General features: G+C 53.9%; 11 protein-coding genes. 5 read left to right on the forward strand and 6 right to left on the reverse strand.

Annotated features, from left to right (window positions below):
• Positions 1-147 precede the first annotated feature (147 nt).
• Complete coding sequence (locus RKA07_RS08375; protein WP_200204447.1) at positions 148-366, reverse strand: DUF2835 domain-containing protein; 219 nt, start codon at positions 364-366, stop codon at positions 148-150.
• Positions 367-370: 4 nt separating this feature from the next.
• Positions 371-2,263, reverse strand: coding sequence for a molecular chaperone HtpG (htpG, locus tag RKA07_RS08380; RefSeq protein WP_310966103.1), 1,893 nt, complete (start codon positions 2,261-2,263; stop codon positions 371-373).
• A 330-nt stretch (positions 2,264-2,593) separates the two neighbouring features.
• Here htpG and RKA07_RS08385 point away from each other — a divergent pair, with 330 nt between their 5' ends.
• The 4 genes from RKA07_RS08385 to RKA07_RS08400 all read left to right on the forward strand — a co-directional run bounded on the left by RKA07_RS08385 (position 2,594) and on the right by RKA07_RS08400 (position 6,698).
• Positions 2,594-3,835, forward strand: a complete 1,242-nt coding sequence (locus tag RKA07_RS08385; protein ID WP_310966164.1) for a M48 family metalloprotease — start codon at positions 2,594-2,596, stop codon at positions 3,833-3,835.
• A 171-nt stretch (positions 3,836-4,006) separates the two neighbouring features.
• Positions 4,007-4,552, forward strand: coding sequence for a hypothetical protein (locus RKA07_RS08390; RefSeq protein WP_200204436.1), 546 nt, complete (start codon positions 4,007-4,009; stop codon positions 4,550-4,552).
• The gene (locus RKA07_RS08395) at positions 4,553-5,740 is read left to right on the forward strand and encodes an iron-containing alcohol dehydrogenase (RefSeq protein ID WP_200204433.1); all 1,188 of its coding nucleotides are present in this window, start codon (positions 4,553-4,555) and stop codon (positions 5,738-5,740) included.
• Between the two features lie 175 nt (positions 5,741-5,915).
• Positions 5,916-6,698: a substrate-binding periplasmic protein gene (locus tag RKA07_RS08400; RefSeq protein ID WP_200204430.1), complete on the forward strand. Its 783-nt coding sequence runs from the start codon at positions 5,916-5,918 to the stop codon at positions 6,696-6,698.
• On the opposite strand, the gene RKA07_RS08405 is transcribed toward RKA07_RS08400, so the two are convergent.
• Genes RKA07_RS08405 through RKA07_RS08415 form a run of 3 tightly spaced genes read right to left on the reverse strand, consistent with a single transcriptional unit; the run spans position 6,676 to position 12,329 of the window.
• Positions 6,676-9,066 (reverse strand): putative bifunctional diguanylate cyclase/phosphodiesterase, encoded by a 2,391-nt coding sequence (locus RKA07_RS08405; RefSeq protein WP_310966104.1) that lies wholly within the window; start codon positions 9,064-9,066, stop codon positions 6,676-6,678. The genes RKA07_RS08400 and RKA07_RS08405 overlap by 23 nt on opposite strands.
• Positions 9,067-9,123: 57 nt before the next feature.
• Complete coding sequence (locus RKA07_RS08410) at positions 9,124-11,610, reverse strand: ABC transporter permease (protein ID WP_310966105.1); 2,487 nt, start codon at positions 11,608-11,610, stop codon at positions 9,124-9,126.
• Positions 11,610-12,329 carry an ABC transporter ATP-binding protein gene (locus RKA07_RS08415; protein WP_265092139.1) on the reverse strand — a complete coding sequence of 240 codons (720 nt, stop codon included), beginning with the start codon at positions 12,327-12,329 and terminating at the stop codon, positions 11,610-11,612. The genes RKA07_RS08410 and RKA07_RS08415 overlap by 1 nt, the downstream gene beginning before the upstream one ends.
• 58 nt (positions 12,330-12,387) lie before the next feature.
• Between RKA07_RS08415 and RKA07_RS08420 the strand changes: the two genes are divergently transcribed.
• Positions 12,388-13,017: an arylesterase gene (locus RKA07_RS08420; RefSeq protein WP_310966106.1), complete on the forward strand. Its 630-nt coding sequence runs from the start codon at positions 12,388-12,390 to the stop codon at positions 13,015-13,017.
• A 6-nt stretch (positions 13,018-13,023) separates the two neighbouring features.
• Here RKA07_RS08420 and RKA07_RS08425 read toward each other — a convergent pair whose 3' ends face one another.
• A complete protein-coding gene (locus tag RKA07_RS08425; protein ID WP_353962137.1) occupies positions 13,024-13,989 on the reverse strand; it encodes a YheT family hydrolase in 966 nt (321 codons plus the stop codon).
• Between the last annotated feature and the right edge of the window lie 51 nt (positions 13,990-14,040).

Here is a 14,040-nt window from a genome sequence, read left to right on the forward strand (position 1 = left end):
TGAGCCAAAACTCGTGCCTCGCAACTTTTCCTCAATCCCTTGTTTCGGTGTAAGCCTCAACCACCATTCAAGCACTACAACGCCCTTCTGGATAATCAATTCCGGAAAAGACTGCGAAAGCTTTTAACTATCAATAAATAGGAGGCATTAAATACGCTCAATGAACTCAAACTTACCTTGTTCATTGAACACAATTCGGAAGGAGCCACGAACGCCGTCGCGTAGATAGAAACGGGAGAGGATACGGGCCGGGAAACGGACGGAGCGTCCGTCCCGGGCCGTGGTGTGAACATCAGTAGCAATGCCCTGATAAAATTTAATCCACTCATCAGGGCTAATGCTTATGTCCACAATAATCTGGTGCATGGGCTTAGTTAGCCAGTTCCAGCAACAGACGGTTCAGGCGGGATACGTAAGCACCCGGGTCTTGCAACTGCTCGCCGCTGGCCAGTGTAGCCTGATCCAGCAGAACGGCTGAGAGCTCATTGAAGCGCTCATCACCTTTCTCGCTTTCCAGGCGCTGAACCAGTGGGTGATCTACATTGATTTCAAAGATTGGCTTGCTGTCGGGAACCTTCTGGCCCGCCGCTTCCATGATCTTCTTCATCTGGGCTCCCATATCAAAATCGCCCGTTACCAAACACGCCGGTGAATCTGTCAGGCGGTTGGTGACACGCACTTCCTGAACCCGGTCGGTAAGTGCTGTTTTGATACGCTCCAGAAGCTCTTTGTGTTCTTCAGCAGCTTCTTCTTTGTGTTTCTTGTCTTCTTCGGTTTCCACATCACCAAGGTCAAGATCACCACGGGCAACGTCCTGGAAGGATTTGCCGTCATACTCGTTCAGGTAACCCATCATCCACTCGTCGATACGGTCGGAGAGGATAAGCACTTCGATGCCTTTCTTGCGGAAGACTTCCAGGTGGGGGCTGCTCTTGGCGGCCATGAAGTTGTCAGCGGTGATGTAGTAGATCTTGTTCTGACCGTCTTTCATGCGCTCAATGTACTGGTCCAGAGATACATTCTGGGTGCTCTCACCTGTGTGGGTGGAGGCAAAGCGCAGCAGGCCGGCGATTTTCTCGCGGTTGCTGAAGTCTTCCGCCGGGCCTTCTTTAAGAACGGTGCCAAACTCATCCCAGAACTTCTGGTATTCACCGGCATCTTTCTTGGACAACTTACCTAGCATGTCCAGCACACGTTTGGTAAGCGCTGTGCGGATGCTGTCTACCGTGGAGTCGTTCTGCAGAATTTCACGGGACACGTTCAGGGACAGGTCGTTGGAGTCCACTACCCCCTTGGCAAAGCGCAGGTACAACGGCAGGAACTGTTCTGCGTCGTCCATGATGAATACGCGCTGAACATACAGTTTCAGACCACGAGGCGCTTCGCGATTGTACATGTCAAACGGCGCACGGGCCGGAATGTACAGCAGGCTTGTGTAGTCGAGCTTGCCCTCAACCTTGTTGTGGGACCAGGTGAGCGGGTCTTCAAAGTCGTGGGCAATGTGCTTGTAGAACTCTTTGTATTCCTCGTCTTTGATTTCGGTGCGAGGCAGGGTCCACAGCGCGGTTGCGTCGTTAATCGTCTCGTCTTTTGGCTCTTCGCCTTCTTCGGCCGGCTCAGATTTCATAACCACCGGGAAGGAGATGTGATCGGAATACTTCTTCACCAGGTTGCGCAGGCGGAAGCCATCGGCAAATTCGGTGGCGTCTGGCTTAAGGTGTATAACAATTTCGGTTCCGCGCTTTTCGCGGGTAACTTGCTCGATGGTAAATTCACCGTCACCTGCTGATTGCCAATGTACGCCCTCTTCTGCTGGCGTGCCTGCACGGCGGGTGAATACATCAACTTTGTCGGCAACGATGAAGGCAGAATAGAAGCCCACACCAAACTGGCCGATGAGCTTGCTGTCTTTCTTTTCATCACCGGAGAGCTGTTTGAGGAATTCTGCGGTGCCTGAACGGGCAATGGTGCCAAGGTTCTGGATAACGTCTTCACGGCTCATGCCGATGCCGTTGTCACTCAGGGTGATGGTGTTGGCTTCTTTGTCGAAATCCAGGCGGATCTGCAGCTCTGAGTCGCCTTCGTAAAGGCCGTCATCTTTAACGGCGGCGAAGCGCATTTTGTCTGCGGCATCGGAGGCGTTGGAAATCAGTTCGCGGAGGAAAATTTCCTTGTTTGAGTACAGGGAATGGATCATCAGGTGAAGTAGTTGTTTTACTTCCGTCTGAAAACCTAGAGTTTCTTTTTGCGATTCAACTGTCATTCTTTGATCTCTCCTGCAATCGACATTTGAGGTGAACACGGGAGCAAGGGGCTTCTCCAAAACACGCTGTGGATACATCCCTGTACGCTCGGCTCCGCCATCCATGGCTCCGCACGGTTTTGGAGAAGCCCCTTGCTCCCGTGTTATCCAGCTTGTGAGTTCGTCTAGCAGGAAAATGGGGTCGTTCAGAGGGTTTTCAAGCCCCGGAGTGGAGCGGTTTTAATTTTCAAGTATGTAAAGCAGGCAGCCGCCGTGTAATCATATGTTTCAGGAATTCAATTACAGGAGTCGAGAGTGAAAAACGCCGTCTTGCAACGTTGTGCGCCAATTATGGCACTTGTGCTGGTGCTTTCCGGGTGCTCTGTAAACCCGGTTACCGGGGAGAACCAGCTTTCGCTGATTGGTGAGAGCCAGGAATTCGCCATGGGTGCTGAGCAATATACGCCCACCCAGCAGACTCAAGGCGGGCAGTTTTACGTTGATCCCGAGCTTACGCTCTACGTGAGGGAGGTTGGTGAGAAGATGGCGCGGGTGAGTGACCGCCCTGACCTGCCCTACGAGTTCGTAGTTCTTAACAGCGGCGTGCCGAATGCCTGGGCGTTGCCTGGTGGAAAGATTGCTATTAACCGCGGCCTGTTGACTCAGCTTAGTGATGAAGCCCAGCTTGCGTCTGTGCTGGGCCATGAGATTGTGCATGCGGCGGCGCGCCACAGTGTTCAACGTATGCAAAAGGGGATGCTGATCAGCGCGGGCGTGGCCGGTTTGGGGTTTGCGCTGTCTGATAATGAGTGGGCTGGTCTGCTTATGGGTGGTGCGGCTGTCGGCGCGCAGCTTGCTCTGGCGCAATACGGCCAGGGGGATGAGCTGGAATCGGATTACTACGGCATCGTTTATATGAAAAAAGCTGGCTACGATCCGCAGGCTGCTGTTGAGCTGCAAGAGATTTTTCTTCAGCTTTCGAAGGGGCAGCAGGCAGGATTTGTAGACGGCCTTTTTGCGACCCACCCACCTTCCGCCAAGCGCGTGCAGGAGAACAGTAAACTGGTCGCCAGGATAGGTGGCGGTGGCTACCGTGGTGAAGATGTTTACAGGAAGAAAACAGCTTTCCTGCGCAAGGCTCAACCGGCTTACGACGCCCACGACGAAGCCATGAAACTTGCCTCCAATGGCGATATGGATGCAGCGCTTAAAAAGGTCAATGAGGCCATTAACCTGCTACCCCGCGAAGCCATGTTCTATTCTTTGCGTGGCCGTATCTATCAGGAGCAAAAGCAGCCCGAAAAAGCCCAGGCTGATTTTGATAAAGCGGTGTCCATGTACCCCGAAATGTTCATGTATCGAATCCACAATGGTCTGACCGCACTGCAGCTTAATAATCTGAGCAAAGCGCGGGAGAACCTGACCCGCGCTAACGAGGTAGTGCCAACGTCTATAGCCTTTCTGCGACTTGGAGATATCGCCGTGAAAGAAAACAACCGCAAGGAAGCTATCGCTTATTACAGCAAAGCGGCGGAGTCCAGCGGTGAAATTGCAGAAGAAGCCAGGCGAAAGCTGGCCGCGCTTACCCAGTAACATCTCTGCAAATCACGCTTCTAAAGGTCGACTTCCCTGGAATGTCGGCCTTTTTTTGTTTCTGAATCCGGGTTTGCCGGGGATGCGCAATTTTACTGTCATCATGATCATTGACTTCTAGAGCAATAACTCTAAAAATTAGTCATCAATAACCAGATTCAGGTGACGGACATGTTAGCGAAACGTATCCAGCCGATGGCTTCGCAGGCTAAACGCCTTTATGTAGAGCTGATGTTCCAGGTTATGGGACGGGCTCTACAGGCGGTCAGTGAGGTTGATAGCGAGGTTCAGGGAGAGGCGCGAGTACTGCCTGAAGGGTTCTTGTTTGAAATGATGGTAATGCCCGAGGGTTCCAGGCTTATCGTGGAGCACATTGGTAACGGCCGTTTCCATTACCATGGTGACTCCGCCCCCCGCCCGGTGGACGTGTCCATCAAGTTCAAGCACCTTACCCATGCCTTTCTGGTGCTGTCATTCCAGGAAAAAACCTCGGTCGCGTTCGCCAATGACCGCATGCTGGTGGATGGCGATGTGAGCTACGCCGTGCGCATGACACGGGTACTGAACCGGTTGGAGGCATTCATTCTGCCCAAGATCATTGCTGAGCGTGCTGTAAAAGAATACCCGGCAAACTTGCACCTCCCGGAAAAGCTGATCAGTGCCGCACAGATTTACCTGAAAGTCGCCACCCATTTTGTCCAGACAGTGAGAGCCTAAATGTCTAACACTTACTATGAGTTCTTCTGCCCGGTAAAAGTCATTGCCGGCAAAGCCGCCCTTGAGCATATCCCTTACGAGCTAAGCGCCTTGGGTGCCAAGCGCCCTATGGTTGTGACAGACAAGGGCGTTCGTGCCGCAGGATTACTGGACCCTGTGATTGCAGCTTGCGAAGAAAGCGGTCTAGAAATCGTTAACATTTACGACGATGTGCCACCAGATTCATCCACCACCGTCGTTCGTGATATTGCCGCGGTTTACCGGAAGGAAAAATGCGACTCCATTATTGCCATTGGTGGCGGCTCGGCCATCGACACTGGCAAAGCTGTAAACATTCTGGTGTCAGAAGGCGGTGATGACATTGCCAAGTACTCCGGTGCCGGCGTGCTGAAACGCCCGCTCAAACCCTTCCTGGTGGTGCCTACCACTGCGGGAACCGGCTCCGAAGTGACCTCCATTGCTGTAATCACCGACGAGAAAAAAGGCGTAAAACTGCCGTTCACCTCTTCTTACCTGCTGCCCAACGCAGCGGTGATTGACCCGCGTATGACCCTGACTCTGCCGCCGCACATTACGGCCGCCACGGCTATGGACGCTATGACCCATGCGGTTGAGTCCTTCACATGTATGGCGAAAAACCCGCTGAGCGATGCCTATGCTACAGCGGCCATCAAAAAGGTCAGCCGCTCTCTGCTGCAGGTAATGGACAACCCTAAAGACAGCGATGGCAGGCTTGAGCTGGCGCAGGCGTCCACAATGGCTGGCATAGCGTTTTCCAACTCCATGGTTGGGCTTGTACATTCTCTTGGCCACGCTACTGGTGCTATCTGCCACCTGCCCCACGGCCTGTGCATGAGCCTGTACCTGCCTTATGTGCTTGAATACAACCTTGAAACCATTCGCGAGCCACTGAGTGAACTGCTACTGCACCTGGAAGGCCCGGAGGTCTACGCTGCCACTCCTGCCAGCCGCCGTGCAGAAGCCAGTATTTCAGCGCTTCGCAAGCTCAGAGATGCGCTTTACAAGCGCTGCAAGTTGCCACGCACTCTTAAAGAAACAGGCAAGGTTACTGAAGATCAGCTCGACCAGATTGCAGAAATGGCGCTCGACGACGGTTCTATCATGTTCAATCCTAAAGAGGTTACTCTGAAGGACGCGCGAGCCGTGCTGCAACGCGCTTGGGCCTGATACAACAGCCACACAGAAACGGGGCCTGCATACTGGCCCCGTTTCCGGTTAACACAAGATTACCCAACAGCATTGAAATAAGGAGACAGACGAGTAACAATTGCTTCCTTTCTGGCAGGGATTTAGCCGGGTCAGTTCTTTCACGGACAGCACCACCCCCAGAGAGCCCCTTTTGATGAAGCACCCGACACTCGGCTGGATTACAGTTTTTACAAGACGCTTTGTCTGCCTGCCTTTCCTGCTTATGTTTGCCTTGGCCATAAACACCGCTTCTGCGAACGATGCAAAGGTGTTTCGCTTCAATATTTCACCAAACGGCTACCCGCCCTATATGATCGTTGATCAGGACGCGCCCTCCGGCATCATGTGGGACGTGGTTTCGCTGATTACCGAGCGCCTGGGCTATGAAATAGTCGCTAAAAAGATCCCTCGCAAACGCGTGGACCAGATGCTGCTGGATGGCTATATCGATGGCACCTCCCGAGCAATTGAATGGACACAAAACCCCGACGACTTTCTGTTCACAGAGCCTGTAGTGGATGTGCAAGAGGTTTTCTTTACACCCAAAAGCACTGGCGAGACCTATCATTCCCCCGAAGACCTTTTCTCAAAAACGGTCGTTGCCCATCTAGGCTACATCTACCCTGTACTGGAACCGCATTTTGAGTCTGGTGCTATCAAGCGTTTTGATGTGTCCCAGGACAGGGACATGTTTAACTTTTTACTTCACGGGGACCGTTTTGACGCTGCGGTAGTGGATTTGCTTGTGGGCAAGTGGATACTGAAAAACGAAGGTTTGCAGGATCAATTTGCAGTTTCTTCAGGGGATATCAGTTCCTACGGATTCCGGATAATGCTGCGCAAGGAAGCCCGGCCTTTTGCCGATCAATTCAACGCTGAGTTGGCACGTATCCGCAAGAGCGGCGAACTGGCCGCTATCCTCGCAAACTACCGGTAAGGATATCCTGGAACAAACACGGGCGATGTAGCCCGTATCCCTGCACATAGTCCACGCCCATTTCTTTGAGCAGTTCCAGTGTGTCGTCATTCTCGACAAACTCGGCGATGGTTTTTTTCCTCAGGGTTTTACCAATATCGTTTATTGCCCGAACCATCGCCAAATCCGTTTGGTCAGTGACTATGTCCCGCACGAATACACCATCAATTTTCAGATAGTCGACCGGCAGCCGTCGAAGGTAGCTGAACGACGACAATCCGGTTCCAAAATCATCCAGTGCAAACCTGCACTCCGAGCCTTTCAGGCGTTCCATGAAACTCTGAGCATCTGCAAGGTTATGCATGGCCGCTGTTTCAGTAAGTTCAAAGCAGATTTTGCTGCCCGATAGCCCGTAATGCTGTAACCGTTCGATCACGAAGTCAGCAAAATCAGGCTGGTCAAATGAGCGACCAGACAGGTTAATATGACAGGCATCAAGTTCATTCAGGTGCGTTGGATGAGCCACTAACTGGCGGAAAGCTTCGTCGATCACCCAGCGATCGATCTTGGGGGCGATTCCAAACCTCTCAGCAGCAGGAAGAAAGGCGCCCGGGGGAACAGTTTTCCCGTCTTCGCCTTTCATCCGGACCAGAACCTCGTACCTTATCCGACCGTCTGTATTCGCCGGAGGCAGGATAAACTGGGCGTCGAGAAAGAAGCGGTTTTCCTGCAAAGCTTCATGAATACGATTCACCCACTCCATTTCCGTACGTTGCTCGGTGATCTGAAGGTCATCTTTAACGGAAAGGTAAGTCCGGTTACGTCCACGGCTTTTGGCCACGTAGCAAGCAATATCCACTGCACGCATCAGCGAACTGGCATCGGTAACCCCGGGGGTTATTGGCACAACACCAATACTGCCACCCACACTGTGGCTTCGGCCTTCCCATGTGAACGTCATATCCTCAATTGCCGCACGGAGTTTTTCCGCTATGTCGGACGCTGCATCTGCCGAGAGGTTGCGCAGAATAATGCCAAACTCATCGCCACCCAGTCGTGCAAGAATGTCACTCTCCCGCAGTGAGTGGCGGGCAATGGCAGCAACTTGCCGAAGCAACTCATCACCCGCCAAATGGCCGGATGTATCGTTAACAACTTTGAACTGGTCCAGATCAAGGAAGCACAAGGCATGATTACTGTGTTCTGAGCGCGCCTCTCTCAGTACTGTCTCCAGATGACGCTCGAATGCCCGACGGTTTATCAGCCCGGTTAGGGCATCGTGATTCGCCTGGTAGCTCAACTCCTCTGACATGCGGTAGGAGTCGGAAATATCTTCCAGTACAACGATATAATTGCTTGTGCGATCTTTGGGGAAGTCGCTCATAGACACAGTGAGCCTTCCCCAGAGTGCGTCTCCGCTGGAATTCTTCAGGCGTTGCTGAAAGGAATAGCTGGCAGATTCCCCAAGCATCACTGCCTGCTGCTGTAAGCGACCGGACTCCCAGTCTTCGGGAAACAACAGGTCTTCGTACCGCATGGCAAGTAACTCGGGTTTGGAATACCCGGTAATTCCGCTGAGCGCTTCATTGACATCAAGCACACGGCCGTCGCTCCTGAGCTGAGCTATACCAACTGCTGCCTGTTCAAAAATAGCGCGGAAATTCTGTGCCGAGTGCCGAACCGAGCGTGTCAGGCGGGAACTAAGTTGCCAGGCCACAAGCGCAAGGATCAACAAAAAGACTGTGCTTACAATAGACAGTACGCTTGCTGACCTTCTGGTTGCACTGGCCATAGCTTCGCGAAATCGCACCGCATGTATCTGCAGCTTGTCGTTTGCCTCCGCCAGCTGTTGCCGCAGCAATGCCAGTTTCTCCCGGTCAGGCTGCGCTCGGGACCATTCCAATTCCAGTTCATTACCAATTTCGCGAAGTTCAAGTAATCCGGGATCTGTCTCTTGCCATGCAACTATCGCTTTCTTGAAGTCATCGAAATCAGACAGGTTGCGCACGAGCCAGATCATGCCATCAACATCAGCCGGGTGATTATTGCCGGCAATAAGTCCGGCTCTGGCCGCACCTCTATCAAACGATTCGGCCTCCATGGCCAAACGTGCCTCGCGATCGGCAAGCGGGACAGAAAGCCTGTTTCTGGCCTGTTCCAATTCCTGAGGGTCACCAGAAAGGGCGTAGCGATCAAAATAGATCACTGCAGCAAGCTGGGATCTGGACCAGATACTTTCGCCACCCGCATAGGCCGTGATCGCAGCCTGAATCTGAACAATGGAAACGGCACAGATCATAGCGATCAATACCAGGGAAAAAAGTCCTGCAACCATCCCCGCTATTTTTAGCCGCGGTGGCTGCCGATACCAACCTTGTCTTTTAGGCATTTATTTTCCCTGTGTGCGCCCCCTGAAACAAAAGATCCATGTACAGGAGGCATCACCTCACTCGAGGCGCCTTAGCAGTAGCATAGGCGAAACACTCAACACTGGCCGAAGTTGCCAGCGCCCAAACAGTGAAAGCACCACTGCACTGATTATCGGTATAGGTAGAACAACTTGCCAGTGCCAGCTGAAGGCGCCCTCAAACATCCGGAACTGTAACGCCCATACCGCCGCTTCTGCCGCTGCCACCCCAAGAATGCCTGCAAAGCCACCAAGCAAGGCAAACTCCAGCATAGTGCTGCGCACCAACAGGCTCTGACGACCGCCAAGGGTGCGCAAAAGTGCGCCTTCCCGTTGCCGATCCTGAAGCGTAGCGCTGACTACCGCAGCCATCACCACCAGGGCTGCTGCCAGTATCAACACCAGAATCGCCTCTATGGCCTGGGTAACCTGCCGCACAATTTCCTGTATGCGTTCAATAATATTGTCGATTTCCAGCAGCGACACTGTCGGGAAACGCCGGGAAAACTCATTCAGCTCGCTTTTACGGTCTCTTGGCAGATGAAAGCTGGTTATCCAGGTGGCGGGCATATTGGTGAGAGCCCCGCCCGGAGGAAACGCCATATAGAAGTTGGGCTTCATGCTGTCCCACTGAACCGTGCGAATGCTGGTGACCGTTGCGTTGACCTTGTCGGAGCCAATGGTGAACGTGAGTTCATCACCCAGCGCCAAATCAAGCGCGGCCGCCAGATCTGCCTCCACGGAGACACCGTCGGTTTGGCCTTCCTCGAACCAACTGCCTTCCACAATAACGTTGTCAGCCGGTAGCGAGGGCATCCAGGTAAGGTTCAGTTCCCTGTTAAGGGCCCCTACCCGCTGGTCCTTGCTCACAACTTCTTTTACCGGCTGACCGTTCAGTTCGGTAAACCGCCCACGCACCATGGGGTATAGCTGGTCCAGAGGCTGACCACGCTCTTCCCAGTAGGCGGCAACCTCATCCACTGCCTCTGGAGCAATGTTGATCAGAAAGTGATTTGGCGCATCGTCTGGAAGCTGAGCTTGCCAGTCGTCCAGCAAGGAGGTGCGCACCAGAATCAGTGTTGTTGCCAGCATGAGCGTCATGGCAAATACGGCAATTTGCGACAAGCTGGCACGGCGATGCCGGTACAATCCAACCAACGCCAGGCGCCAGGCATGCCCGCCACCTCGAACCTTTCTAAGGGTTGCCACAAGCACCCAACCCAGTACGCCCAAAGCACCCAACAGCAAGGCAAGGCCTCCCAGAAGGGAAATCACCAAAGACACTTCACCCGCATACAGCCACACCAAGCCAAACACGGCCACAATAGCAATCAGCATGTCAGGCAGTGCTTCGCGCCCTGTTTCGCCCGGCTGGCTGCGCAATACGCGCATGGCCGGCACGTTTCTGAGCCGCCTGATAGGTGGGTATGCAAAGGCAAACAATGAAACGACCGCCGTTAAAAGCGCTGGCGTGAGTGCCGCTGAATCCAGCTGAAACGGCACCGGCCTTTCCAATGCTTCACTGAGTAATCGGGTGAGTATCCAGAACAGCGGCAAGGCCACCAGAAGGCCGCCGACCATACCAGTCACACCCCAGAGCGCAAGCCGCTTGAGGTAAAGCCGGCCGATTCCGGAACTGCCAAGGCCCAGGGTTTTGAGTAGTGCCACGGTGTCGCGTTGAGAAAGTGCGTACTGTCGGCTGGCAACAGCCACCGCCACAGCGGCCAATAAGACCGCAAGGCTGCCGCCTAACAGCAGGAAGCTCTCAGCGCGATCAAGCGAACGTGAAAAGGTTTCACCGTCGCGCACGCCTTCCCACTCATGACTGGGCTCCAGTTGAGGTTGCAGCCATTGATAATAGCGTTCGAGAGATGCTTCTTCGCCGGCAAAGAGGTAAACGTATTTTACCCGGCTACCTTCCTGCAGAACGCCGGTCGACGCCACGTCGTCCACGTGCATCATCACTCGGGGTGCCAGTGCAGAGAGGCTAAACCCGCCGTCCGGCTCCCGCAGCACCAGGCCCGACACTGTCAGCTTGCGGCTACCGACTTCGAGGGTATCGCCAACCTGAATATCCAACAGCCTCAAAAGCCTGGGGTTGATCCACACTTCGCCCGGCGCCGGGCCATTTTGCACTTGAACCCGCGAACCTTCTGACGGCCCCTGGATCTCAAGCTCGCCACGCAACGGGTACTCGTTGCTGACCGCTTTTACCGACACAAGCTGAAAGGCATCGCTACCAAACACCATGGTGGAGAACTCCACCATGCGGCCTGTTTCCAACCCGCGATCCATGGCTTCAGTAATCCAGGGCTCGGGCACGGGGCGGCCGTTTTCAGCTTCGAGTTGCCTGTCTGCTGCCAGGAATGAACTGGCAGAAGACACCAGGGTGCGTTGCAACTGGCTGGCAAACAGGGCAATGGTGGCTACCGTAGCGACGGCAATAATAAGCGCCGCAAGCACCACTCGCACATCTCTCTCTCGCCAGTCTCGGCGCACCGACATGAGCTTTTTTGCAGCAGCCATCAGTGTGCAAGCTCCACCTGAGCAACTGGCTCAGTCAACTCGCCCGCCTCAATATGAAATTGCCGGGAGCAGCGCGCCGCCAGCTGTTCATCGTGGGTAACCATCACCAGTGTGGTGCCCTGCTCCTGATTCAACGCCATCAGCAAATCAGAGATTTCCTGCCCCGTGCGGTTATCCAGGTTGCCAGTCGGCTCATCGGCAAACAGGATGGCCGGGTCAGAGGCAAAGGCCCTGGCAATGGCCACCCGCTGCTGTTCACCGCCAGATAGCTGCCGAGGGGTATGGGTAAGCCGCTCACCAAGCCCAACCCGCTCAAGCAATTCACGGGCACGCTTTTCCGGCGCTTCCATACCTGCCAACTCCAGTGGCAGCATCACGTTTTCCAAAGCGGTCAACGCCGGCAGCAACTGGAATGACTGAAATACGAATCCCACCCGATGAGCACGCAATTGGGCCCGCTCATCTTCACTTAACCGGCTTATAATGGCGCCATCGAGCTCCACAGTACCTTCGGTAGGTGTATCAAGGCCGGCAAGTAGTCCAAGGAGGGTTGTTTTTCCGGAACCGGAGCGGCCGACAATGGCTACGGATTCTCCCCGATTGATTTCAAGGCTGACCGCCTTCAATATCGTCAGCGTATCTGTTTCCAGGCTTACGCGGTGAGTCAGGTTTTCAACACGCAACATCGGGCGCTGGCTATCGGAGTTTGTAGTCTGCATTTTGTTTACGGGGCTCCCGGAAAAAGCACGTTCATTTATCAAGGTATACGGATTGTTTATGTATAAAGTGCTGCTGTATTCAAGATCGATCGTATTCATTCTGCTGGCATTCATTGCCGTGCCTGTGATGGCCAGCCAGCAAACGCTTCTGATTGTGGGTGACAGCCTCAGCGCTGCCTACGGCGTGCCAACAGAAACCGCCTGGGTACAACTCTTGCGTGAGCGCTTACAAAACAACGGCCTTGGCAACTGGCGCGTAATAAATGCCAGCATCAGCGGCGAAACAACCGATGGCGGTGTTCGCCGCCTGCCTGAGCTGCTGGAAAAGAATAGCCCCTCCGTGGTGATTATCGAGCTGGGTGGTAACGATGGCCTGCGGGGTTTTCCACCCAATGTAATCAAATCCAACCTCGCAACCATGGTTGGGCATGTTCAGAACGCTGGCGCCCGCGCCATTCTGATAGGAATACAAATACCTCCCAACTACGGCCAGCGCTACACACAAATGTTTGCTGACATCTTCCCAGCGCTGTCAGCCAGCTACAACACCGCTCTGGTTCCCTTTTTTCTCGACAATATCTACGATCAAAAGAACCTGATGCAGCGCGATGGCATTCACCCCACCGCCGAAGCCCAACCCATACTCCTTGACAACGTATGGCCGGTGCTCAAACCTTTGCTTCAGTAACGCAGTTCACACCACACCTTGCAAAAATGCCAGTGCCCGGCGCTCAGACCAATAGAAGCCGCCATGTCCATGCTCCACGAACCCCACATGACCGCCCCACTTGGGTGCGTCCATGCTCACGTGGGCACCAAGTACGGATGGCGACTCCGGGAAACACGCGGGTGATAAAAACGGATCGTCAGCGGCATTAATCATCAGCGCCGGCACCCGGATATGCCTCAGCTTGCCCAATGCAGAGCACTGCTCCCAATAATCCTCAGCGCTCTTGAATCCGTGCAGTGGTGCGGTATAGCGCTCATCAAAGTCATGAAAACTCCGGATTGATTCAAAACCGGACACATCAATAAGATCGGGGAACTTTTGCGCTTTTTCAGCCATTTTTACGCGAAGATCCTTCAAAAACCGCTGCATATAGATCTTCCGACTGGGCAATGCCAGTTTGTCTGCACTGCCCGCCAAATCACAGGGAACTGAGTACGCCACTGCGCCACAGATTCTGCTGTCAACGCGCTCACTCTGCTCACCCAGATACAACAGCGTAAGGTTACCTCCCATACTGAAACCGGAAAGAAACACTGTTTGATAACCTTGTGCCAGACCATGATCGACAACCCGTCGCAGGTCTTCGGTGGCACCACTGTGATAAAACCTTGGCTGATGATTCATCACGCCGCCACAGGAGCGGAAGTTCCAGGCTAAAACATCCCAGCCTTCGGCCAAAAGCGCCCTGGCCAGCCCTCTCACATATGGCCTTCGGCTGTGCCCTTCCAGGCCGTGTGAAATGACAGCCAAGCGCCCGCTGCCCTGTCGGTACCAGTCCAGATGCAACTCATCTTTGTCATCCGTTGCGAGCACTTCCGCTACCGGATCCTGCAGGTGTACCTTGCGAAACAACGCCGGCCACACGGATTGAACATGGCCACTGCGAAGCCAGGCTGGAGGGCGGTATTGGTGAGCCATACTGCGGTACAAATTTTGACCTTTTATATCAGGGGGTTGACCCGGTAATTCAAAGCGACTACT

The sequence above is a fragment of the Marinobacter xiaoshiensis genome, from assembly GCF_031631795.1.
Taxonomy (GTDB): Bacteria; Pseudomonadota; Gammaproteobacteria; order Pseudomonadales; family Oleiphilaceae; genus Marinobacter; species Marinobacter xiaoshiensis.

Coding starts and splice junctions, on each gene's coding strand:
- RKA07_RS08375 (WP_200204447.1), bottom strand. CDS start 366: ATGCACCAGATTATTGTGGACATAAGCATTAGCCCTGATGAGTGGATT.
- htpG (WP_310966103.1), bottom strand. CDS start 2,263: ATGACAGTTGAATCGCAAAAAGAAACTCTAGGTTTTCAGACGGAAGTA.
- RKA07_RS08385 (WP_310966164.1), top strand. CDS start 2,594: ATGGCACTTGTGCTGGTGCTTTCCGGGTGCTCTGTAAACCCGGTTACC.
- RKA07_RS08390 (WP_200204436.1), top strand. CDS start 4,007: ATGTTAGCGAAACGTATCCAGCCGATGGCTTCGCAGGCTAAACGCCTT.
- RKA07_RS08395 (WP_200204433.1), top strand. CDS start 4,553: ATGTCTAACACTTACTATGAGTTCTTCTGCCCGGTAAAAGTCATTGCC.
- RKA07_RS08400 (WP_200204430.1), top strand. CDS start 5,916: ATGAAGCACCCGACACTCGGCTGGATTACAGTTTTTACAAGACGCTTT.
- RKA07_RS08405 (WP_310966104.1), bottom strand. CDS start 9,066: ATGCCTAAAAGACAAGGTTGGTATCGGCAGCCACCGCGGCTAAAAATA.
- RKA07_RS08410 (WP_310966105.1), bottom strand. CDS start 11,610: ATGGCTGCTGCAAAAAAGCTCATGTCGGTGCGCCGAGACTGGCGAGAG.
- RKA07_RS08415 (WP_265092139.1), bottom strand. CDS start 12,329: ATGCAGACTACAAACTCCGATAGCCAGCGCCCGATGTTGCGTGTTGAA.
- RKA07_RS08420 (WP_310966106.1), top strand. CDS start 12,388: ATGTATAAAGTGCTGCTGTATTCAAGATCGATCGTATTCATTCTGCTG.